Consider the following 21,645-nt stretch of genomic DNA (forward strand, 5'->3'; position numbering starts at 1 on the left):
GGCAGGATCGACAGACGTGACCACGACCCAACGCACCCTGCGACCTGCACGTACCGTCCTTCCCCAAGCGGAAGCGGTCATCGATCTCCATGCCGTGGCGGAGAATGTGCGAGCGCTGCGGGAGTACGCGGGTCCGGCCGCGGTCATGGCCGTGGTCAAGGCCGACGCCTACAACCACGGAGCCGTTCCGGTGGCGCGGGCCGCGCTCACCGCGGGCGCCCGCGAGCTGGGTGTGACGACGCTCGGCGAGGCCCTCGAACTTCGCGCCGCGGGCATCGAGGCACCGATCCTGTCGTGGCTGCACACCGCGGACTCCGACTTCGCTCCCGCGGTGGAGGCCGGGATCGAACTGGGTCTGTCCTCACCACGGCACCTCGCGGCCGTCGTCGAGGCGGCCCGGCGGGTCGGCATCACTGCGACCGTCACCGTCAAGGTCGACACCGGCCTGAACCGCAACGGTGTGGCGGTCGACGAGTGGGGCGACATGCTCCGCGATCTCGGCCGGGCACAGGCCGAGGGTGTGGTGCGCCTGCGCGGTGCCTTCTCCCACCTCGCTCACGGCGACGAGCCCGAGCATCCGGGTAACGCCGAGCAGCGCGACCGGCTGAGCGAGGCCGTCGCGGATCTGCGGCGGCATTCCCTGGCACCGGAGGTGGTGCATCTGTCGAATTCCGCGGCCACCGTCACCCGCTCCGACCTGCGATTCGACATGGTTCGGCCCGGAATTGCGATGTACGGATTGACACCGATCCCGGAACTCGGCGACATGGGCTTCCGGCCGGTGATGACCGTACGGGCGAGGGTGGTGCTGGTGAAGAAGGTGAAGGCGGGGGACGGCGTGTCCTACGGGCACACCTGGACCGCTCCCGCGGATACGACGGTGGCGCTGTTGCCTCTGGGATACGCGGACGGCGTCCGCCGCAATCTCAGCGGGCGCATCGAGGTGCAGCTCGGCGGACGCCGGTGCCCGCAGATCGGGCGCGTGTGCATGGACCAGGTCGTCGTCGACCTCGGTCCCGACGGCGCCGGAGTAAGCGAGGGCGACGAAGCGTTGTTCTTCGGTGACGGGCGTCACGGAGAGCCGAACGCCCAGGACTGGGCCGACAAACTGGACACGATCAACTACGAGATCGTGACCGGGATCAGCGGACGGACGGTCCGGACCTACGTCGGGAGCGAAGGGAGCGTGACGGCATGTCCCTCGTGAGCAGGATGGGACTCCTCGGTGCGAGCCTCGTGACGCTCGCATCGTCGGCGGGTCTGTACGCGGTCAGGACTGCGGGAGCGCCTGCCCACGAGATCTACCGGAACGAGGACTTCGACGAGATCCTCCGGCTCCCGCGCCGGATCGTCACCACCGAGGACGGTGTCAGGCTCGTGGTCCGCGAGAGCGGCTCGGCCCTGGCTCCGCTCACCGTCGTGTTCGTCCACGGCTACTGCCTGCGGATGCAGTCCTGGCACCTGCAGTACCGGCATATGCGCGAACAATGGGGACGCGACGTGCGCGCCGTCTTCTACGACCAGCGTGGCCACGGTGAATCCGGCTTCTCCGGTTCGTCGAAGTGCACCATCGCGCAGCTGGGCCGCGACCTGGGCCGGGTGATCGACGAGGTCGCGCCTATTGGTCCGGTGGTCGTCGTGGGCCACTCGATGGGAGGCATGACCGCGATCGCCCTCGCGTCCCAGCGACCCGAACTGTTCGGCGACCGCATCGTGGGGGTCGGACTCCTGGCGACCACCGCGGCAGGCCTCAGCAAGACCGGTATCGGACGCAATCTCGAGAATCCGGTGATCGACGCGTTCCGTTATGCGGCGCGCACCGCCCCCGGTTTCGTGCAGTTCGCGCGCGGCGCCGCGCGTGCCGTCGTGACGCCGATCCTGCGGGCGGCGTCCTACGGCACGGTGGTGAGCCCGCGCCTGGCGCAGTTGTCCGACCGGATGCTCGACGAGACGTCGGTGCCGACCATCGTCAACTTCCTCCGCACCCTCGAACTTCACGACGAGTCCGCGGCACTGCCCGTCCTGGGCACCGTTCCCGTCCTGGTGCTCTCGGGGGACGCCGACATGGTCATCCCGTACGCGAGTTCCGAGGCGCTGGCGGACGAGCTGCCCGACGTCGAACTCGAGCGGGTGCGCGGTGCCGGGCACCTGGTCCAGCTCGAGTTCCCCGAGGTGGTCGACCGTGCGCTCGACCGTCTGATCCAGCGCAGTTTCACGCGGGGAGCGACCGGAAGGCAGATCGCAAGTGGGTGAGTCGCAATCGAATGGGTCGTGGGTGGGTGAGCAGAGCATCGAACTGCCGACCGTGGAGGACACCGAGGCCTTCGGCCGCCGGCTCGCAGCGGAGTTGCGTGCCGGCGACCTCGTGGTGCTCGACGGCCCTCTCGGCGCGGGCAAGACGGCACTGACCCGGGGAATCGCCGCCGGTCTCGGAGTCGAGGGACGCGTGACGTCGCCGACCTTCGTCATTGCACGCGAACACCGGCCGGGCAGTCCGGAGGGCCGCGAACCGGTGGGGCTCGTCCACGTCGACGCCTACCGTCTCGGCGACGGGCCGGACGCCCTCGACGAACTCGACGCGCTCGACCTCGACACCGATCTGACCGACACGGTCGTGGTGGTCGAATGGGGTGGTGGCCTGGTCGAACAGCTCGCCGAACGGCATCTGCGGGTCCGGCTCCGGCGTGATCCGGGCACCGACGTCCGGCGTGCCGCCTGGGAGTGGGTGGGCTGACCCTCCGGAAGCCTCCGGAGCGCACTGCCTGTCGGTGGCTTCGGTCACTGCGCACCGACCGGGCAGTTCGCGCGGGGTAGGCTGATACATCGTGCTCGTGCTCGCCGTCGATACCGCCACCCCCGCCGTGACCTCGGGAGTCGTCCGTCTCGACCGCGGTCGAAGCGACGCCCGGCCCGAGGTGGTCGCCGCACGGGTCACCGACAATCCGCGAGCGCACGCCGAAGTCCTCACGCCGCAGATCCTCGAGTGCCTCGCCGAAGCCGGTGCCGCACCCTCGGATCTCGACGCGATCGTCGTCGGCATCGGTCCCGGCCCGTTCACCGGTCTCCGCGTCGGCATGGCCACCGCCGCCGCCTTCGGCGATGCTCTCGGAATCCCCGTGCACGGTGTGTGCAGCCTCGATGCGATCGCCGCCGACGTCCACCGCGAACACGGTGCGGACGACGATCTGCTCGTGGTCACCGATGCCCGTCGCCGCGAGATCTACTGGTCGCGCTATTCCGGCGGTCGCCGGATCGATGGACCCGAGGTGCGCAAGCCCGCCGACGTGCCCGCGGAGCCGTCGGTGCGTGTCGCCGGATCGCCGTCGCATGTCGCGCTGTTCGACCTTCCGGAGGTGGACGTGCAGAGCCCGTCCCCGGCAGGACTGGTGGCCGTCGCCGCCGACGCCCTGCGCGCGGGTACCGAACCGGCTCCGCTCGTTCCCCTGTACCTGCGCCGGCCCGACGCGGTGGAGACCGCGAACCGTCGAGCATGAACGCGACCCCCGAGGAGAACACGGCCGCCGGCGACGCGGTCGTCATCGATGCGCTGCGTCCGGAGGATGCGCCGCGCTGCGCCGAACTCGAGCAGATCCTGTTCCCCGGCGACGACCCGTGGAGTGCGGATGCCTTCCGTTCGGAGCTGGCGTCGCCCCACAACCGCTACTTCGCCGCGCGCGACCCGCAGGGGCGCCTGATCGGTTACGCGGGGCTCGCGCGCCTCGGTACAGCGATCGGACCCGAGTCCGAGGTGCACACCATCGGCGTGGATCCCGCGGCGCGCCGCCGGGGGATCGGCGGGGCTCTGCTGGACGAGTTGCTGGCCGTGGCCGACCGCTGGGGAGGGCCGGTCTTCCTCGAGGTGCGCACCGACAACGACCCGGCGATCGCCCTGTACCGGCGCGAGGGCTTCGAGATCGTCGGAACCAGGAAGCGTTACTACCAGCCGAGCGGCGCGGACGCGTACACGATGCGTCGTCCGGATCCGCGAGAGGAGTCACCGGCGTGAGCACCACCAGTTCCCGATTCGAGCTGCCCGAGTGTCCCGTCGTGATGGGCATCGAGAGTTCGTGCGACGAGACCGGTGTCGGCATCGTCCGCTGGGTGGGCGACGGCACCCTCGAGCTGATGGCCGACGCGGTGGCGTCGAGTGTCGACGAGCATGCCCGATTCGGTGGTGTGGTGCCGGAGATCGCGTCGCGCGCCCACCTCGAGGCGATGGTGCCGACCATGCGGCGTGCGCTGGACGAAGCGGGGCTCGAGAAGCCGGACGCGGTGTGCGTGACGATCGGCCCCGGTCTCGCCGGGGCACTGCTCGTCGGTGTCGCGGCGGCCAAGGCCTACGCGGCGGCATGGAACGTGCCGTTCTTCGCGATCAACCACCTCGCGGGTCATGTCGCGGTCGACACCCTCGAACACGGGCCGATGCCGCCCTGCGTGGCGCTGCTCGTCTCCGGTGGCCACACCCATCTGCTGCACGTCGAACATCTCGGCAAGCCCATCGTCGAACTCGGCACGACCGTCGACGACGCCGCCGGTGAGGCCTTCGACAAGGTCGCCCGTCTGCTGGGGCTCGGCTACCCGGGGGGTCCCGAGGTCGACCGGCTGGCCCGCGAGGGCGATCCCACCGCGGTCGTCTTCCCCCGGGGTATGACCGGTCCGCGCGACGCACGCCACGACTTCTCGTTCTCCGGTCTCAAGACCGCGGTCGCCCGGTTCGTCGAAGCCAGGGAACGCGCGGGCGAGCCGGTGCCGGTCGCCGATGTCGCCGCGGGTTTCCAGGAGGCGGTGGCGGACGTGCTCACCATGAAGGCGGTACGGGCCGCGCAGGATCTCGGTGTCGACACGCTCGTCCTCGGTGGTGGAGCGACAGCCAACAGCCGACTGCGCGAGCTCGCCGAGGAGCGTTGTGCCGCCGCCGGGATCACCCTGAGGGTGCCCCGACCGAAGCTGTGCACCGACAACGGCGTCATGATCGCGTCGCTGGGTGCGCACCTCATCGCTGCGGGGGCGCAGCCCTCCTCGCTGGGAGCCGCGACGGATCCGGGTCTGTCGGTGTCGGTCTCGCAGGTGGTGGCCTGAGCCTTCCGATCGGGTCGTCCGGGCTCAGGTGGGGGCGATCGCCGAGGTGCCTGCTCCTGTCGTGGTCTCCGCTGACGTGCTCTCCTCCGTGACCGGCGTGATCGTCGAGGACGGCGACGCACCGGTGAGGGACGCGGCCGGCGACTCGACCGGTGACGTGCTCGACGGTGGCGTCGGGCTCACCCCGGTCCCCGGTTCGGTGGTCTCCGGATCGGTGGGAGCCGGGCTGGGGGTTGCCGGCGGAGTGCTCGGTTCGGTAGTGACCGGGGCCGGGGTGATCGGAGCTGTCGTGTCGGGGGCCGAGGTGTCGGGTGCCGTCGTGTCCGGGCTCGGCGTGGTCTCGGAACCCGGCGTCGTCGACGGCCGCGTGGTGTCGAATTCCTCCCCCGCGGACAATCCGGGTGTCGGCACCTGATCGATCGGCGTGGGTGTCACGGTGGTGCTCGGTGACTCGGGCACGGTGGGCCACGTCTCGCGGGTGGCCGGAGCGGTGTGCTCGACGGTCGGCAGCGGCCACGGGACCGTCGTCGGCGCGAGGATGTCCTCGGCGTCGCGGGACGTCACGGGTTCGGGCGGCGGGTCGTGGGACGGGATGCCCGTCTCACTCGGGCCGGCCTCCTGTGTAGGGACGGCTCCGCTGGTGAAGCGCGGCGACACCCGGGCGTCGGTGCTCTCGCGGCCGGTGAAGTGCTGGGTGGCGAAACCGGCCATGATCGCGCTGAGTACCAGCAGCCCGGCGACCGCGCCGGAGACGCGGCCCGAGGATCTGTTCCCGGTGTTCGGCAGTGCGCCGACCACGGCGTATCCGGTGGAGGAGGGGGAGTCGCCCGACAGCGCCGCGCCGATCGCGGCGGCCGCTGCCGGCTCGGGGACGGTGATGATCTCGCCGTCGAAATCCGCCGAGACGGCTGTGGCGAGCGCGGGGGAGGCGGCTGCGCCGCCGACGAGTGCCATCGTGTCGGGCACCGGATCGGTGCTCGAGCAGATGCGCCGAGTGAAGACTGCGGCCTCGGCCGCGAGTTCGGCGGTCAGTTCGTCCAGTTCCGCGCGGGTGAGGGTGACGGACGCGTCGGGGCCGGCCTCGGCGATGTCGATGCGGGTCGACGACGCGGTGGCGAGAGCCTCCTGGGCGCCCTGGCACCGGGCCGCGAGCAGTTCGGGGTCGATCTGCCGACGGGTGCGCATCCGTTCGGTGGCGGTGCGGACGTGATCGAGAACACGGGCGGCCAGGGCGTTGCCGCCGACGGTCTCGGTGCGTGCGGACCGCAGCAGGGTGCCGGTCTCCCGATCGAGAACGGAGACGGTCGTGCCGGTGGCTCCCATGTCGACGAGCGCGATCGCACCGGGTTCGCGACGGACCCCCACGGTGTAGAGATATTCGAGTGCGGCGGTGGTCTCCGGAACGAGGCGGACCATGTGGCCCGTCCGCTCCGCAGCCATGCGGATCTCGGTCGCCTGTTCCTCGGTGCGGTATGCGACGGTGACGGTGTCGGGGGTACCCGACCCCCGGGAGGACGTGAGCGAGACGGCGTCGAAGACGAGATCGCCGAGATCGCGGCCGGGCTGGGATTCGGCGGCGAGTCTGCGGAATTCCGTTGTGGGCGCGGTTGCAGCGTCGACGCGCAGGGCCGAGCCGACGCCGGAGGCGCCGACAGAGATGCCGAGCGACGTGGGCATTGTTCACCTTCCGTGCGTGATCGACGACCAGGCGGTCGGCGCCCTACCTCAGCTGAGGTCACCGAACGATCACGCTCATCGGTTTCCGTTATTCAACCGTAACATAGCGTCGAGTTTTGTGCAGGTCGGCGTGTTTGCACCCGTTGCCCTTGAGCGCTGGCACTCGCGTGTATAGAGTGCTAGTGACACCGAGCGCCGGCCCGGCACCCGCGACGACGGGACGCGTGCGGAGTCACCGTGATGACTGAACACACCCGTGTTCGAGAACAACGATTCTCGGACCCCAATACCCCTGAAAGTGGAGGGCTCATCGTGGCGAGCGTGAACATCAAGCCGCTCGAGGACAAGATCCTCGTCCAGGCCAACGAGGCCGAGACGACGACTGCCTCCGGCCTGGTCATCCCGGACACGGCGAAGGAGAAGCCCCAGGAGGGCACCGTCGTCGCCGTCGGCCCCGGCCGCTGGGACGAAGATGGCGACAAGCGCATCCCGCTCGACGTCAAGGAAGGCGACGTCGTCATCTACAGCAAGTACGGCGGAACCGAGATCAAGTACGCCGGCGAGGAGTACCTGATCCTGTCTGCGCGCGACGTCCTGGCTGTCGTCGCCAAGTAGGCCGCTTGCATTCCGCCCCGGTGTCCCGTTTCGGACCCGGGGCGGAATACGTTGGGGAACATCCGAGTCCAGGAGTAGTCGCAGAACATGTCCAAGCAAATCGAGTTCAACGAGACCGCGCGGCGGGCTCTCGAGCGCGGCGTCGACCAGCTGGCCGACGCCGTCAAGGTGACGCTCGGCCCGCGTGGCCGGCACGTCGTGCTCGCCAAGGCCTTCGGTGGTCCGACCGTCACGAACGACGGTGTGAGCATCGCCCGGGAGATCGAGCTGGAGGATCCTTTCGAGAACCTCGGCGCCCAGCTCGTCAAGAGTGTCGCGACCAAGACCAACGACGTTGCGGGTGACGGCACCACCACCGCCACCGTTCTGGCGCAGGCACTGGTCAAGGCCGGCCTGAAGAACGTTGCCGCAGGCGCCAATCCGATCTCGCTCGGAGCCGGTATCGCCCAGGGGGCGGACAAGGTGAGCGAGGCCCTGCTCGCGGCCGCCACCCCCGTCGAGGGCAAGACCGCCATCGCGCAGGTCGCCACCGTGTCCTCGCGCGACGAGGAGATCGGCGAGATGGTCGGCGAGGCGCTGACCCGAGTCGGGAAGAACGGTGTCGTCACCGTCGAGGAATCCTCCACGCTGCACACCGAACTGGTCGTCACGGAGGGCGTGCAGTTCGACAAGGGCTTCCTCTCGCCCTACTTCATCACGGACATCGAGGCGCAGGAGGCCGTCCTCGAGGACGCACTCGTCCTGCTCTACCGCGAGAAGATCACCTCGCTTCCCGATTTCCTTCCGCTCCTCGAGAAGATCGCAGAGTCCGGTAAGCCGGTTGTGATCATCGCCGAGGACATCGAGGGTGAGCCGCTGTCGACTCTCGTGGTCAACGCGATCCGCAAGACCCTCAAGGCCGTTGCCGTCAAGGCTCCGTACTTCGGTGATCGCCGGAAGGCGTTCCTCGAGGACCTCGCCGTCGTCACCGCGGGCACGGTCATCAATTCCGATCTGGGTCTGTCCCTCAAGGAGGCCGGACTCGATCTGCTCGGTTCGGCCCGCCGCGTCGTCGTGACCAAGGACAGCACCACGATCGTCGACGGTGCCGGCACGGCCGAGGACATCGAGGCGCGTGCGGCCCAGCTGCGTCGCGAGATCGAGGCCACCGATTCCGACTGGGACCGCGAGAAGCTCGAAGAGCGCCTGGCGAAGCTCGCCGGTGGCGTCGCCGTCATCCGCGTGGGTGCGGCGACCGAGACGGATCTGAAGGAACGCAAGTTCCGCGTCGAGGACGCCGTCAACGCTGCGAAGGCGGCCATCGAGGAGGGCATCGTCCCCGGTGGCGGTTCGGCTCTCGTGCAGGCCGCGCGTTCGCTCGAAGAGCTCCAGGCCTCTCTCTCCGGTGACGCCGCGACGGGCGTCGCCGCCCTGCGTACCGCGCTCACCGCACCGCTGTACTGGATCGCCGCCAACGCAGGCGTCGACGGTGCGGTGGTCGTGAGCAAGGTGGGGGAGAGCGGACAGGGCTTCAACGCCGCGACCCTCTCGTACGGCGACCTCGTAGCCGAGGGCGTCGTCGACCCGGTGAAGGTGACGCGCTCGGCCGTCGTGAACGCCGCGTCGGTGGCGCGCATGGTGCTCACCACCGAGAGCGCCGTCGTCGACAAGCCGGAAGAAGCAGCCGAGGCCGGACACGGCCACGGACACGCCCACTGAGCGACCGGGCACGCCTACGGGCCCGTCGTCCGGGCCCGTAGGCCGCACCGGACGTGGAAGCCGTTCCGGGTGGTACGAACACAGCGAGGCCCCGCAAGGAATGTTCGCATTCCCTGCGGGGCCTCCGTCGTGTCGGCGCATGCTCGCAGTCGCATCGTCACGGTCCTGTCACCGCACGGTCACGACCGTGCGGGCGTTGTCACGGGACCGGTGACGGTCTCACACCGCAACCTTCCGCCGTCGTTGCCTCGTGTACATCTCGCGCTCGGTCTCCGACATGCCACCCCAGATCCCGTACGGTTCGGCGACCGCCAAGGCGTGGTCGCGGCAGCGGGCCAGCACGGGGCAGGTGCGGCACAGCTCCTTCGCGCGGTTCTCCCGCTGGGCACGTGCACGACCGCGCTCACCGTCGGGGTGGAAGAACACGGAGGAGTCGACACCACGACACTTGCCGTGCATCTGCCAATCCCAGAGGTCCGCGTTGGGGCCGGGCAGTGTGTGTGGTGCAGGCATGGAGCACTCCTTTGCAGCAAGCTCGCGTGTGTGGGCGAGCGGACCGTGGACACATCGGTATTCCCGCTGTGATCCGAATCAAACAAACTCACCGTAGGATCTGTATCGATTCGTCGTCAATATTTTCGATGAGTGGGATAGTCCATAACCGGAAGTCCAAGATTTAACTGCGAGAATATTTACTTTCGCCAGAAGTCATGCGTGGGCCCCGTGAAACGGGAGCAATCGGAGGCGCCCTCCGTGCCGGATGTGGGTCCAACGGCTCTTACTCGCTGGTAACAGGACTTCCGAGGGTGGGTGAGGCCCTTTCCTGCGCTCGGGGCGCCGCGACTGCACGCTACATGCAGCACGTATGTTTAATCCGATGTTTAACAAAATGTTCGGAAATCGCTTCGGGGGAGCGCTGCGTTCCAATAGTCGAGACTATTTGCGCTCCCGGTGAGAATTTCTCCGGCAAATGCCCGGCTCTGCCTCGGCAGCCTCTGCCTTCCACCGGGATCCGGGAGTGCGATGATTCCGCGATGGCATCTTCCGACCGCCGGTCGTATACGACCGCGAGCACGTCCGACCGCCACGCGGTCCTGGTTTCTGCGGCCTTCGGCCCCACGCCGGGACTGCATCCGTTGCCGGCGGCCCACGGGCCGGAACAGAGCTGGTTGCGCGCTGTCGCACTGGGTGGGCAGGGACGCTATGCCGCTGCACGCGCCGAGCTCGCCCGGGTACGGGGAAGCGGTGGAGTGTGGTCGTCGTCGGCAGCAAGCACCGAGGCCTCCCTGCTCCGGCAGCTGGGCGGCCATCGCCTCGCCTCCGCATCGGACGGGCGCGCACTCGCTGAGGCGAGTGCGCTGCGGCGCGGGTCCGAGCGGGTCCTCGGCGTGTGGTGCGATGCCGCGACCGGGCTTGCCGCTGATGCACTCGGGCGAGGTCGCCTCCCCGTGTGCGGATACCTCCTCGACCGATGCGCATCCGCCCTGGACGCCGCCGAAGCGGAGGCCGGTGAGCGGGCCTTCGTGCGGCAACGGATCCGGCTCGCATGGGTCGGGGCCGAATCCGCTCTCGCCGCAGGGGACTTCACCCGTGCCCGCAGTCACGCGGACCGCGCCGTGGAACTGGCGGACGGATTCGGGTCGATCCGGCACGGGGTGAAATCCGATCTCGTCAGGGCGGCCTCGCTGACCGGACTGCCCGACCGTGGCCCGGCGACGACGCTGGCCGCCGATGTTCTCGCGCGCGCGGAGGAACACGGGCTGATCCCGTTGCAATGGGCGGCGGCGATGCTCCTCGTCGGACTGGGCACCGGAGACGATGCGGGTCGTGGCCGTGACGTCGATGCGGGTCGCGTCCGTGACGTCTGCGCGACCGTCATCGGGCGGCGTGGTGGCCGGTTCGTGACCCCGTCCGCTCGCTGAGTTCCGTTTGCGCGCGGGGGGTGACCCGATCGGTCGGTCACTGTAGTTACTCTGGGGGTGTTCCACGGTCAGGTGGAATCCCGCCCGGGGGGTGGTGCCGACTGTAACGCCAGGACTTGCGCAATCGATGACTGTTATGGGTGAGGAGCTGGACTCCGCGGTTGCTGCGGCTGCACAGGGCGACCGGGCGGCTCTCGCTCAGGTTCTTGCAAGTGTCCGGCCCCTCGTCGTGCGGTATTGCCGCGCTCGGGTCGGATCTGCAGAGCGCGGCCAGCTCTCTGCAGACGACGTTGCACAGGAGGTGTGCCTGGCTGTGATGACCGCTCTGCCGAGATATCAGGACCAAGGCCGCCCTTTCATGGCCTTCGTATACGGAATTGCTGCTCACAAGGTCGCCGATGCGCACCGTAGTGCAGCCCGCAACCGTGCGGAACCGGTGGCGGATGTGCCGGAGGTGATGTCGCTCGACGACAGCCCGGAGGAATACGCGATCAACTCCGAGGCGGGCCGGCAGATGAAGCAGTTGCTGGCCATCCTGCCCGAGAAGCAACGCGAGATTCTCATCCTCCGTCTCGTCATGGGGTTGTCGGCCGAGGAGACGGCCGCAGCGGTGGGCAGTACTGCAGGAGCGATCAGGGTGGCCCAGCACCGGGCCATCGCGAGACTCAAGAAGGAAGTCACGAGAGCAGGTGAGCGGAATGGGTAGGGGGCGTTTTTCGGGCGACGGCTTCGACGACGAGTTTCCCGACGACGAAACCTCCGTGGACCTCGCCGCCGTGCGTCGTGACGACACGCTGATCGATGCGATCGCGGGCAACGGGCTGGTCGAGACGAAGGACACCGAGGAGTACGAACTCGCCACTCTGCTCGCCGACTGGCGTGCGGAGATCCTGGCCGATCCGATGCCTGCCGGCCCCGACCTCGACGAAGTGGTGGCCGCCGTCCATCGCGAACTGGGGACGCGGGAAACGCTCACCGCAACGCCGGAGGTACCTCCGCTGCGCCCGAGATCGAGGGGGCAACTGCGGTTGCTCCGTCCCCTCGCAGGTGCAGCAGCGCTCGTCGCCGTCGCCGTCGGCGCCGCGACCGCGGTGTCCTACGGAGCCGAACCCGGCGACCCCTTGTGGGGCGTCAAGCAGGTCGTCTTCAGCGAGCAGGCGCAATCCACCGAGGCCCGGATCGACACCACCTCGACCCTGGAGCGTGCCGAACAGCTGATCGCCGAGGGCAATGCGGAAGAAGCTCGCGAGTTGCTGACCTCAGCGGAGTCCCGCTCGGGCGACGTCCGGGACGCCCAGGAGCGCGACGCGCTCGGAGACTGGCTGCACCGTCTCGCCGATGAACTCGGCAAGATGATGCCGCAGCTTCCTCCACCGCCGGTCCCCGCGGTGCCCGCGGTGCCGGCGCCCGGTGTTGTCGTTCCTCCGCCGGCCACGGCTCCCGGCACGGAAGGGCAGCTGCCTGCCCCGTCGACCGGTGCGGAAAGCGGCACGACCGTGCCGCCCACTACCACGACGGTGCCTCCGACCATCCTGCAAGCGCCGCCGCCGGTGTCGAACACCACGACGCCGTCGCCGACCGCGCCGCCGCCACCGTCGAGCACGCCGGCTCCGTCGGTGCCCAGCGAGTCTCCTCCGCCCACCTCCGCTTCTCCGACTTCCGTTCCGACGACGACGGCATCGTCGCCGCGTCCGACGCAGAACGGACCGGGAACAGATCTCGCTCCGGCGTCCGTGACCTTCTCGGAAGGCGGCTAGAAGTACGAACGAACCCGGGCCCGGCAGCACATGCTGCCGGGCCCGGGTTCGTTCGTGGAAGTGCCGTGATGCGTGGTCCGCGTGGGACGGGGTAGGTCAGGAGTCCATACCGTAGGGATCGACGGGCAGGGCCTCGTTCATGGACGCGTCCGCGTACCCGCGGCAGTAGTCCCAGGTGACGTAGGCGTCGGGAGAGGGATCGAAGGCCGGCTCGTGCGGTCTGACGGTGCCGTCGACGAGCAACTGGAGCAGGTTGGCTCGCAGCATGTCCCAGTCGTGGTAGTGGTCCTGGTGGCAGTCCTCGCAGCACACCACGAGTCCGCGGACGCCGCGGGGAGCCAGCAGCGCCTCGTAGACGGCCAGGTCTGCGAGGTCCTCTTCCACCGCGAGTCGCTCCGCAGGATCCAGGGGCTGGCCCGGCTCGATCGCGTCCAGTGCTGCGGACGGATCGTCGGGGTCTCCTGCGAACGGGTCCGGTGGGAGTCCGGGAGGCAACTGATCACGCACGACTCCACGGTACGCAGACCGAGGGGGTCTGCGCCAGCGGTCGCCAGGGGACACGCCGTGAAATCACAGGACGTGATGTGACGAACATCGGGGAACAGGGTGGTAGCCGAGCTTGTTCCCAGGAACAGATAACATGGACAGGTGCGTGCCGCTCTCCATCCGCCCGTCGGTGCGACGAGCGCGCACAGCCTTCATTCATTCCTGCTGCCGGACGGTTCTCCCGTCCGCTCCCATCGACTGTCACGGAGGGTCCGAACCGCATGAGTAGTACCGGAGGGCGCGTGCACACCGGCGGTGACGACCCGAACAAGGTCGCGATGCTGGGTCTGACCTTCGACGACGTGCTGCTGCTTCCCGCGGCTTCCGACGTCGTCCCGAGTCAGGTCGACACGTCGAGTCAGCTCACCCGTGAGATCCGTCTGCGGATCCCGCTGGTCAGCTCGGCAATGGACACCGTCACCGAGTCCCGCATGGCCATCGCGATGGCGCGGGCCGGCGGCATGGGCGTGCTGCACCGCAACATGCCGGCCGAGGTGCAGGCCGCGCAGGTCGAGACCGTCAAGAGGTCGGAGGCCGGCATGGTCACCGACCCGGTCACCTGCAAGCCGAGCGACACGCTGGCCGAGGTCGACGCGAAGTGCGCGCGATTCCGCATCTCGGGTCTGCCGGTGACCGACGACGCGGGCCAGCTCGTCGGCATCATCACCAACCGCGACATGCGGTTCGAGGTCGACCAGAACCGCCCGGTCGCCGAGGTCATGACGAAGGCCCCGCTCGTCACCGCCCGAGAGGGTGTCACCGCGGAGGCCGCGCTCGGTCTCCTGCGTCGCCACAAGATCGAGAAGCTGCCGATCGTGGACGGTCAGGGCAAGCTCACCGGTCTGATCACCGTCAAGGATTTCGTCAAGACCGAGCAGCACCCCAACGCCACGAAGGACCGCGACGGCCGCCTGCTCGTCGGTGCCGCCGTGGGTGTCGGCGACGACTCCTGGACCCGCGCCATGACGCTGGTCGATGCCGGAGCCGACGTCCTCGTCGTCGACAGCGCCCACGGCCACTCGGCAAACGTGCTGTCGATGATCTCCAAGCTCAAGAGCGAGGTCGGCGACCGCGTGCAGATCATCGGCGGCAACGTCGCGACCCGCGCGGGCACCGAGGCGCTCATCGGCGCCGGTGTCGACGCGGTCAAGGTCGGTATCGGCCCCGGCTCGATCTGCACCACGCGTGTCGTCGCGGGTGTCGGCGCGCCGCAGATCACGGCGATCCTCGAAGCGTCCACGGTGGCGCGCGCCCACGGTGTGCCGGTCATCGCCGACGGCGGTATGCAGTTCTCCGGCGACGTCGCCAAGGCCCTGGCGGCCGGTGCGTCCACCGCGATGCTCGGTTCGCTGCTCGCCGGCACCACCGAGTCCCCGGGTGAGCTGATCCTGGTCAACGGCAAGCAGTTCAAGAGCTATCGCGGCATGGGTTCGCTCGGCGCGATGCAGAGCCGCGGCGAGGCCAAGTCCTACTCGAAGGACCGCTACTTCCAGGACGACGTGCTCTCCGAGGACAAGCTCGTGCCCGAGGGCATCGAGGGACGCGTGCCGTTCCGCGGTCCGCTGCAGCAGGTCACGCACCAGCTCATCGGTGGTCTGCGCGCAGCGATGGGCTACACCGGCGCGACGACGATCGAGCGGCTGCAGGAGGCGCAGTTCGTGCAGATCACCGCCGCCGGCCTCAAGGAGAGCCACCCGCACGACATCACGATCACCGCCGAGGCACCGAACTACGTGGTCCGGTAGTTTTCGCGTCCGCAGCAGGGTCCCGTTCCGAGTAGGACGGGAGCATCGTCCAAGAGGAGAAAGGGGCGCGCGTGCGCGACCTCGTTGAAATCGGCATGGGTCGCACGGCCCGACGTACGTACGAACTGGGTGACGTGGACATCGTCCCGTCGCGCCGGACGCGTTCGTCGAAGGAGGTGTCGACGGCCTGGCAGATCGACGCCTACCGTTTCGACATCCCGGTGCTGGCTCACCCCACCGATGCGCTGGTGTCGCCCACCTTCGCGATCGAGCTGGGCAAGGCCGGCGGTCTCGGCGTCATCAACGGTGAGGGCCTGTGGGGTCGTCATGCCGATGTCGACGCCGTCGTCTCCCGTCTCGCGGAGGTCGCGAGCACGGATCCGCGCGCGGCCGTCCGCTACCTGCAGGAACTGCACGCGGCTCCGCTGCAGGGCGATCTGCTGGCCGCCGCCGTCGCACAGGTGCGGGATGCGGGTGTCACCACCGCGGTCCGCGTCAGCCCGCAGAACGCGCGTTCGCTCACGCCCGAACTCGTGAAGGCGGGTATCGATCTCCTCGTCGTCCAGGGCACCATCATCTCGGCCGAGCACGTGGCCCACGGTGAGGACGAGCCGCTGAACCTCAAGACGTTCATCTCGGAACTCGACGTGCCGGTCATCGCCGGTGGTGTCAGCGACCACCGCACCGCGCTGCACCTGATGCGCACGGGTGCGGCCGGTGTCATCGTCGGCTTCGGCTCCACGAAGCAGGCGACCACCACGTCCTCCTCGCTCGGCATCGGCATCCCGATGGCCACCGCCATCGCCGACGCCGCTGCGGCCCGGCGCGACTACCTCGACGAGACCGGGGGGCGCTACGTCCACGTGCTCGCCGACGGCGACATCGAAACCGCGGGCGACCTCGCGAAGGCGATCGCGTGCGGCGCCGACGCCGTCGTGCTCGGGGCACCGCTGGCCCTCGCCGAGGAGGCGGCCGGCCGGGGCTGGTACTGGCCGTCCGTGGCCGGACATCCGTCGATGCCGCGCGGTGCTGCCGTCCGGATCGCCCAGGACGGACGCCCGGGCCTCGGCCGGGTGCTGTTCGGTCCGTCCGACGATCCGTCGGGCTCGCTCAATCTCGTCGGTGGTCTGCGTCGCTCGATGGCGAAGGCCGGATACTCGGACCTGAAGGAATTCCAGAAGGTCGGTCTGTCGGTCCGCGGATAGAGCGGACTCCCTTCTCGGCACTTCCTGGTGGCCGGTCACAGCGTCGGACGACGCGGTGACCGGCCACCGGCGTTCGTGCAGTTCTTTTCGTGCAACTTCCCGTAACGGGTAGAGTCGGGTCTGTGCCTGTAGTCACACCGCCGAGGTGCATACTGGCCGGTAACAACTCTCGTCGCTGGAGGTTCCATGGGTAGGCAACGGGTCACGGACTACGACGTCCTGATCGTCGGTTCGGGTTTCGGTGGGAGCGTCACGGCGTTGCGCCTCGTCGAAAAGGGCTACAAGGTCGGCGTTCTCGAGGCCGGTCGCCGCTACGCCGACGCCGACTTCGCGAAGACGAGCTGGGACCTGCGACGCTTCTTGTGGGCTCCGAAGCTGGGCTGCTTCGGCATCCAGCGCGTCCACCTGCTGCGCGACTGCCTGATCCTCGCCGGCGCAGGCGTGGGCGGTGGGTCGCTGAACTATGCCAACACCCTCTACAAGCCCCCGATGCAGTTCTTCGAGGACCGTCAGTGGGCCCACATCACCGACTGGCACGACGAGCTGAGCCCCTACTACGACCAGGCGAAGCGGATGCTCGGTGTGGTGCAGTACGGCCGGATGACCGACGCCGACAAGGTGATCAAGTCGGTGGCCGACGACATGGGTGTCGGCGACACCTTCATTCAGACGCCCGTGGGCGTGTTCTTCGGCGAACCCGGCCGCACGGTGGCCGACCCCTACTTCGGTGGCGCGGGCCCCGACCGCACCGGCTGCATCGAGTGCGGCGAGTGCATGACGGGATGCCGTCACGGGGCGAAGAACACCCTCGTGAAGAACTACCTGGGTCTTGCCGAGCGGGCGGGAGCCGAGATCCTCCCCTCGACCACCGTCACCGACCTCCGCCAGGCAGCCGACGGCACGTGGGACGTGATCACCGAACGTACCGGCGCCTGGGTCCGCAAGGGGCGGCGCACCTACACGGCCGCGCACGTCGTCCTCGCGGCCGGAACGTGGGGAACGCAGCATCTGCTGCACCATCTCAAGGACACCGGGGCGTTGCCCGAGCTCTCCGACAAGGTCGGCGAACTGACCCGCACCAACTCCGAATCCATCGTCGGCGCAGGCAAGATGAGTGTCGATCCCGATATGAACCTCACCGACGGGGTGGCCATCACCTCCTCGTTCCACCCGACGCCCGACACCCACATCGAACCGGTGCGTTACGGCAAGGGCTCCAACGCGATGGGGTTGCTGCAGACGCTCATGACCGACGGCGACGGGCGCACCCCGCGCTGGGTGAAGTTCCTCGCGGAGGTCGTGAGGAACCCGGTGAAGATGCTCCGGATGCTCTCGGTGCACCGGTGGAGCGAGCGCACCATCATCGCTCTGGTGATGCAGAACCTCGACAACTCCATCACGACCTACACGACCAGGGGTCTGTTCGGTCGGCGCAAGGTGACCAGCAAGCAGGGGCACGGACAGCCGAACCCCACGTGGATCCCGGCCGGCAACGAGGCGACGCGCCGCATGGCCGAGAAGATCGACGGTGTCGCAGGCGGAACGTGGGGTGAGATCTTCAACATCCCGCTCACCGCGCACTTCCTCGGCGGCGCGGTGATCGGGTCCGATCCCGAACACGGGGTCATCGATCCCTACCAGCGCGTGTACGGCTATCCGACGCTGAGCGTCGTCGACGGCGCGGCGGTCTCCGCGAACCTCGGTGTGAACCCGTCGCTCACCATCGCGGCGCAAGCCGAACGCGTTGCGGCGTTGTGGCCCAACAAGGGTGAGGACGACCAGCGTCCCGCGCAGGGGCAGCCGTACCGTCGCGTCGCGCCGGTCGAACCGAAGAACCCCGTGGTGCCCGTCGACGCGCCCGGTGCGTTGCGTCTGCCGGTCGTCGGGATCACGCACAGCGGCGTCGCGTAGCGACCAGCAGAGAGACCGGATGAGCGGCCGCGTCGGGATCACCCGGCGCGGCCGCTTAGACTGTTCGAGTGTCGTCGCAAAGCCAGCAGTCCAGACCGGTCGTCGTCGTCGATTTCGGAGCCCAGTACGCGCAGCTGATCGCTCGCCGCGTACGTGAGGCCAATGTCTACTCGGAGGTCGTGCCGCACACGGCGGGTGTCGAGGAGATCGCAGCGAAGAACCCGCGCGCAGTGGTGCTGTCCGGCGGCCCTGCGAGCGTGTACGAGGAGGGCGCACCGCGCCTCGATCCCACACTGTTCGACCTCGGCGTCCCCGTCTTCGGCATCTGCTACGGCTTTCAGGCCATGGCGCAGGCGCTCGGCGGCACGGTCGCGCACACCGGTTCGCGCGAGTACGGCCGCACCGAACTGTCGGTGGCCGGTGGCGTGCTGCACGACGGCCTCCCCGAGACGCAGCCCGTCTGGATGAGCCACGGCGACGGTGTCACCGAGGCGCCCGAGGGCTTCGAGGTCACGGCGACCAGCGCCGGTGCTCCGGTCGCGGCATTCGAGGACCGGGCCCGCCGCCTCGCCGGCGTCCAGTACCACCCCGAGGTGCTGCATTCGCCCCACGGCCAGCAGGTGCTCAGCCGGTTCCTGCACGACATCGCCGGCATCCCGGGCGACTGGACCGCCGCGAACATCGCCGACGCGCTCGTCGAGCAGGTCCGCGAGCAGATCGGCGACGGTCGTGCCATCTGCGGTCTGTCCGGTGGTGTCGACTCCGCCGTGGCCGCCGCGCTGGTGCAGCGTGCCATCGGTGATCGCCTGACCTGTGTGTTCGTCGACCACGGCCTGATGCGTGAAGGCGAACGGCAGCAGGTCGAGAAGGACTTCGTCGCCGCGACCGGTGCCCGTCTGATCACCGTCGACGCGTCCGAGACGTTCCTGCGCGAGCTCGCCGGCGTCACCGACCCCGAGACCAAGCGCAAGATCATCGGCCGCGAGTTCATCCGCTCCTTCGAGGGCGCTGTCGCCGAGGTGCTCGGTGAGGGTGCCGACAAGGGCGAGACCGTGAAGTTCCTCGTGCAGGGCACCCTGTATCCGGACGTCGTGGAGTCCGGCGGCGGTTCCGGCACCGCGAACATCAAGAGCCACCACAACGTCGGTGGGCTTCCCGAAGACCTCGAGTTCGAGCTCGTCGAGCCGCTGCGCCTGCTGTTCAAGGACGAGGTGCGTGCGGTCGGACGTCAGCTCGGTCTGCCCGAGGAGATCGTCGGACGCCAGCCGTTCCCCGGCCCCGGTCTCGGCATCCGCATCATCGGCGAGGTCACCCGCGAGCGTCTCGAGATCCTGCGCCGCGCCGACTCCATCGCCCGGGAGGAGCTCACCTCCGCCGGTCTCGACGGGCAGATCTGGCAGTGCCCGGTCGTGCTGCTCGCCGACGTCCGCAGCGTGGGCGTGCAGGGCGACGGCCGCACCTACGGTCACCCGATCGTGCTGCGTCCGGTGTCGAGTGAGGACGCGATGACCGCTGACTGGACGCGCCTGCCCTACGAGACCCTCGAGCGGATCTCCACTCGCATCACCAACGAGGTGGCGGAGGTCAACCGCGTGGTGCTCGACGTGACGAGCAAGCCCCCGGGAACCATCGAGTGGGAGTGATCCTCGCTCGTGTGACCGAGTGGAAGTGATCTGCGCTCGCCGGAAGCGGTGAGACGGCGACGTCCCCCGGACCGATTCGGTCCGGGGGACGTCGCGTGGATGGGGTCGCTATCTCCGGCGGTTGGGGAGGAAGACCAGCACGGCTCCGATCAGCAGTGCCGCGCCCACCAGGACCCACCCGAGGTCGACGGCCGCGAGGAATTCGACCGAGAACGGTCCGATCATGGCCCATCCGCTCACGACCAGCGCTGCCAGTGCGGCCAGCAGGAGCAGGAGTGACGGTCCCGTGCGCATGCGTTCGGCCCGACCCTCGGTGTGTGTTCCGGTTTCGTGATCAGCCACGACGCACCTCCAGAGATCCGAATTCCATGTTCGCCTTCAGGTTCAGGACCGGCCCGTCGTCCACTCCGTCCGCACCGCCGTCGATGCCGGGGCCGGGGCATCCTTTGATCTCACCCGGGCCGATCGTGCAATCGGCGCGGACGTCGAGGTTCTCCGGCAGCAGCACCTCGACGCTGCCGAACCGGCCGTCGACCTGCACCGTGCGGTCCTCGGCGAGTTCGAGTCGCCGGAGGTCGAGGGTCATCGCGCCGAACTGGGAGCTGTACTCGGTCTGCAGCTGGTCCCCGTTCGCCGGCGCCCAGGTCCGGCTGCCCCAGTTCGAGGTATCGACCGGTCCGGCGATCGAGGCGAGGACGACGAATCCGAGCAGGGGCCCGGTCACCACGAGAAGTCCGTGACCGCGGTGCAGGAACGCGCCGATCAGCAGGCCCAGACCGATGACTGCGAGGGCCACGGCACCTACGCGGGCCGGGGTCACCCAGGCCAGGTCGGCGGCGGCACCGAGGGCGCCGGTCACGGCAGCGGCGATGACGGCCAGACCGAGGACCGTGGTGGTCAGGCGCGAACGGCGGTTCGTGACGACCGCAGGTTGGTGTGTCGGTGTGGGTTCGGGCAGGTCCCACGCGAACGGGGCGACCCCGAGGGGATCCCATGCCGGCGGTGACGGCCGTCGGGGCGAGAGCGCGTCGGCACCCGGAAGCGGAGCGTCGGTGTCCTTGCGTAGGTCGGGCATCGGGGACGTCTTCCTCTCCGTGGTGTCCGCGGTGTCGGTTGCGCCGGTGGTGTTCACGGCCTCCGTCGCGTCGGTGGTCTGCGAAGGCGTGGCCGTCTCTGTGCCGCTCGTCTCCGAGCGGGTTGTTTCACCGGCCGGTGTCTCCGTGGCCGCCGGGCCCGCGTGCATGTTCCATGCACCGGTGTGTGCGCTCCACGGGGAGTGGTACGGGTTCGTCACCGGAGGCTGAGGAAAGGCCGGTTGGTTCGAGAAGGACGATCCGTCCGTTGCAGGCAACAGGGGCGGCTCGGGACGCCGCTGGTAGAGCAGCCACCATCCGCCGAGCATGAGCAGTGTTCCGATGAACCCGGAACCACCCGAGCCCGCGCCCACCGGTCCGATGGCCCCTGCCGCGATGGCCAGGGCCACGAGGATCACGACGACCTTGGTGGTCGAGTCCGAGCTCGCGCCTCGCCCGACGAGTGATTCGAGCGAGGAGACCTGGTCGCCGTGACGGGGGAACAGCAGCCAGGCCGCCAGGTAGAGGACGAGACCGCCACCGCCGAACAGCGCCGAGGCGACGAACACGACACGGATCAGCACGGGATCGATGCCGTATCGCACTCCGATACCCGAGCACACACCCGCGATGTGCCCTTCCTTCGGCAGGCGCACGGGACGGGTCCGCCACATGTCCGCCACCTGGTCCTGAAAGCTCCTCGTGTCCATGGCACCCATCCTGCTGGGCTTCCGCGCGCGGCACATCAGGGACCAACCCTGATTTCCGGGGACC

At 69.0% G+C, this 21,645-nt stretch carries 20 protein-coding genes; 15 read left to right on the forward strand and 5 right to left on the reverse strand.

Annotated elements, in window-relative coordinates; genetic code table 11:
- Positions 1-16 precede the first annotated feature (16 nt).
- The 6 genes from alr (at position 17) to tsaD (ending at position 5,079) form a co-directional block, all read left to right on the forward strand.
- Complete coding sequence (gene alr, locus PV766_RS08280) at positions 17-1,207, forward strand: alanine racemase (RefSeq protein WP_421096849.1); 1,191 nt, start codon at positions 17-19, stop codon at positions 1,205-1,207.
- Entirely contained in the window at positions 1,195-2,253 is a 1,059-nt protein-coding gene (locus tag PV766_RS08285; protein ID WP_421096850.1) for an alpha/beta fold hydrolase, read from the forward strand. The genes alr and PV766_RS08285 overlap by 13 nt, the downstream gene beginning before the upstream one ends.
- Before the next feature lie 22 nt (positions 2,254-2,275).
- Entirely contained in the window at positions 2,276-2,734 is a 459-nt protein-coding gene (tsaE, locus tag PV766_RS08290; protein ID WP_084421696.1) for a tRNA (adenosine(37)-N6)-threonylcarbamoyltransferase complex ATPase subunit type 1 TsaE, read from the forward strand.
- Between the two features lie 91 nt (positions 2,735-2,825).
- Complete coding sequence (gene tsaB / locus PV766_RS08295; protein ID WP_064063827.1) at positions 2,826-3,494, forward strand: tRNA (adenosine(37)-N6)-threonylcarbamoyltransferase complex dimerization subunit type 1 TsaB; 669 nt, start codon at positions 2,826-2,828, stop codon at positions 3,492-3,494.
- Positions 3,491-4,006, forward strand: coding sequence for a ribosomal protein S18-alanine N-acetyltransferase (gene rimI / locus PV766_RS08300; RefSeq protein ID WP_064063828.1), 516 nt, complete (start codon positions 3,491-3,493; stop codon positions 4,004-4,006). Before tsaB ends, rimI begins: the two co-directional genes overlap by 4 nt.
- A 44-nt stretch (positions 4,007-4,050) precedes the next feature.
- Entirely contained in the window at positions 4,051-5,079 is a 1,029-nt protein-coding gene (tsaD, locus tag PV766_RS08305) for a tRNA (adenosine(37)-N6)-threonylcarbamoyltransferase complex transferase subunit TsaD (protein WP_064063883.1), read from the forward strand.
- A 24-nt stretch (positions 5,080-5,103) separates the two neighbouring features.
- On the opposite strand, the gene PV766_RS08310 is transcribed toward tsaD, so the two are convergent.
- On the reverse strand, positions 5,104-6,756 hold the full coding sequence (locus PV766_RS08310; RefSeq protein WP_421096851.1) for an Hsp70 family protein: 1,653 nt from the start codon (positions 6,754-6,756) through the stop codon (positions 5,104-5,106).
- Between the two features lie 312 nt (positions 6,757-7,068).
- Here PV766_RS08310 and groES point away from each other — a divergent pair, with 312 nt between their 5' ends.
- Both groES and groL read left to right on the forward strand, forming a co-directional pair.
- The gene (gene groES, locus PV766_RS08315; RefSeq protein ID WP_006550071.1) at positions 7,069-7,371 is read left to right on the forward strand and encodes a co-chaperone GroES; all 303 of its coding nucleotides are present in this window, start codon (positions 7,069-7,071) and stop codon (positions 7,369-7,371) included.
- Between the two features lie 87 nt (positions 7,372-7,458).
- Positions 7,459-9,069, forward strand: a complete 1,611-nt coding sequence (gene groL, locus PV766_RS08320; RefSeq protein ID WP_016934255.1) for a chaperonin GroEL — start codon at positions 7,459-7,461, stop codon at positions 9,067-9,069.
- Positions 9,070-9,288: 219 nt separating this feature from the next.
- On the opposite strand, the gene PV766_RS08325 is transcribed toward groL, so the two are convergent.
- Positions 9,289-9,582 (reverse strand): WhiB family transcriptional regulator, encoded by a 294-nt coding sequence (locus tag PV766_RS08325; RefSeq protein WP_006550073.1) that lies wholly within the window; start codon positions 9,580-9,582, stop codon positions 9,289-9,291.
- Positions 9,583-10,103: 521 nt separating this feature from the next.
- On the opposite strand from PV766_RS08325, the gene PV766_RS08330 reads away from it, so the two are divergent.
- From PV766_RS08330 to PV766_RS08340, 3 genes are all read left to right on the forward strand, one after another.
- Positions 10,104-10,991: a hypothetical protein gene (locus tag PV766_RS08330; RefSeq protein WP_421096852.1), complete on the forward strand. Its 888-nt coding sequence runs from the start codon at positions 10,104-10,106 to the stop codon at positions 10,989-10,991.
- A 127-nt stretch (positions 10,992-11,118) separates the two neighbouring features.
- Entirely contained in the window at positions 11,119-11,697 is a 579-nt protein-coding gene (locus tag PV766_RS08335; RefSeq protein ID WP_026003555.1) for a sigma-70 family RNA polymerase sigma factor, read from the forward strand.
- Positions 11,690-12,748, forward strand: coding sequence for an anti-sigma-D factor RsdA (locus tag PV766_RS08340; RefSeq protein WP_421096853.1), 1,059 nt, complete (start codon positions 11,690-11,692; stop codon positions 12,746-12,748). The genes PV766_RS08335 and PV766_RS08340 overlap by 8 nt, the downstream gene beginning before the upstream one ends.
- 96 nt (positions 12,749-12,844) lie before the next feature.
- On the opposite strand, the gene PV766_RS08345 is transcribed toward PV766_RS08340, so the two are convergent.
- Positions 12,845-13,255: a DUF5319 domain-containing protein gene (locus PV766_RS08345; RefSeq protein ID WP_016934277.1), complete on the reverse strand. Its 411-nt coding sequence runs from the start codon at positions 13,253-13,255 to the stop codon at positions 12,845-12,847.
- A 260-nt stretch (positions 13,256-13,515) separates the two neighbouring features.
- Here PV766_RS08345 and guaB point away from each other — a divergent pair, with 260 nt between their 5' ends.
- The 4 genes from guaB (at position 13,516) to guaA (ending at position 19,798) form a co-directional block, all read left to right on the forward strand.
- Positions 13,516-15,039 (forward strand): IMP dehydrogenase, encoded by a 1,524-nt coding sequence (gene guaB / locus PV766_RS08350; RefSeq protein WP_064063832.1) that lies wholly within the window; start codon positions 13,516-13,518, stop codon positions 15,037-15,039.
- A 71-nt stretch (positions 15,040-15,110) separates the two neighbouring features.
- Positions 15,111-16,244: a GuaB3 family IMP dehydrogenase-related protein gene (locus PV766_RS08355; protein ID WP_064063833.1), complete on the forward strand. Its 1,134-nt coding sequence runs from the start codon at positions 15,111-15,113 to the stop codon at positions 16,242-16,244.
- A gap of 186 nt (positions 16,245-16,430) precedes the next feature.
- Positions 16,431-18,155, forward strand: a complete 1,725-nt coding sequence (locus PV766_RS08360) for an FAD-dependent oxidoreductase (RefSeq protein ID WP_421096854.1) — start codon at positions 16,431-16,433, stop codon at positions 18,153-18,155.
- A gap of 68 nt (positions 18,156-18,223) precedes the next feature.
- Positions 18,224-19,798, forward strand: a complete 1,575-nt coding sequence (guaA, locus tag PV766_RS08365) for a glutamine-hydrolyzing GMP synthase (RefSeq protein WP_064063835.1) — start codon at positions 18,224-18,226, stop codon at positions 19,796-19,798.
- A gap of 108 nt (positions 19,799-19,906) precedes the next feature.
- Here guaA and PV766_RS08370 read toward each other — a convergent pair whose 3' ends face one another.
- Both PV766_RS08370 and PV766_RS08375 read right to left on the reverse strand, forming a co-directional pair.
- The gene (locus tag PV766_RS08370; RefSeq protein ID WP_064063836.1) at positions 19,907-20,140 is read right to left on the reverse strand and encodes a hypothetical protein; all 234 of its coding nucleotides are present in this window, start codon (positions 20,138-20,140) and stop codon (positions 19,907-19,909) included.
- Positions 20,133-21,554, reverse strand: coding sequence for a PspC domain-containing protein (locus PV766_RS08375; RefSeq protein WP_421096926.1), 1,422 nt, complete (start codon positions 21,552-21,554; stop codon positions 20,133-20,135). Before PV766_RS08375 ends, PV766_RS08370 begins: the two co-directional genes overlap by 8 nt.
- Positions 21,555-21,645 lie beyond the last annotated feature (91 nt).

Origin of the sequence: Rhodococcus sp. As11 (assembly GCF_048957735.1) — a bacterium.
In the GTDB taxonomy this organism is placed as follows: Bacteria; Actinomycetota; Actinomycetes; order Mycobacteriales; family Mycobacteriaceae; genus Rhodococcus; species Rhodococcus gordoniae.

What these genes read in the sequence shown, in the direction of transcription:
- guaB (WP_064063832.1), top strand. Translation starts at nt 13,516, where the DNA reads ATGAGTAGTACCGGAGGGCGCGTGCACACCGGCGGTGACGACCCGAAC.
- rimI (WP_064063828.1), top strand. Translation starts at nt 3,491, where the DNA reads ATGAACGCGACCCCCGAGGAGAACACGGCCGCCGGCGACGCGGTCGTC.
- groL (WP_016934255.1), top strand. Translation starts at nt 7,459, where the DNA reads ATGTCCAAGCAAATCGAGTTCAACGAGACCGCGCGGCGGGCTCTCGAG.
- tsaD (WP_064063883.1), top strand. Translation starts at nt 4,051, where the DNA reads ATGGGCATCGAGAGTTCGTGCGACGAGACCGGTGTCGGCATCGTCCGC.
- PV766_RS08285 (WP_421096850.1), top strand. Translation starts at nt 1,195, where the DNA reads ATGTCCCTCGTGAGCAGGATGGGACTCCTCGGTGCGAGCCTCGTGACG.
- PV766_RS08340 (WP_421096853.1), top strand. Translation starts at nt 11,690, where the DNA reads ATGGGTAGGGGGCGTTTTTCGGGCGACGGCTTCGACGACGAGTTTCCC.
- PV766_RS08335 (WP_026003555.1), top strand. Translation starts at nt 11,119, where the DNA reads ATGACTGTTATGGGTGAGGAGCTGGACTCCGCGGTTGCTGCGGCTGCA.
- PV766_RS08330 (WP_421096852.1), top strand. Translation starts at nt 10,104, where the DNA reads ATGGCATCTTCCGACCGCCGGTCGTATACGACCGCGAGCACGTCCGAC.
- PV766_RS08325 (WP_006550073.1), bottom strand. Translation starts at nt 9,582, where the DNA reads ATGCCTGCACCACACACACTGCCCGGCCCCAACGCGGACCTCTGGGAT.
- PV766_RS08360 (WP_421096854.1), top strand. Translation starts at nt 16,431, where the DNA reads ATGGGTAGGCAACGGGTCACGGACTACGACGTCCTGATCGTCGGTTCG.
- PV766_RS08310 (WP_421096851.1), bottom strand. Translation starts at nt 6,756, where the DNA reads ATGCCCACGTCGCTCGGCATCTCTGTCGGCGCCTCCGGCGTCGGCTCG.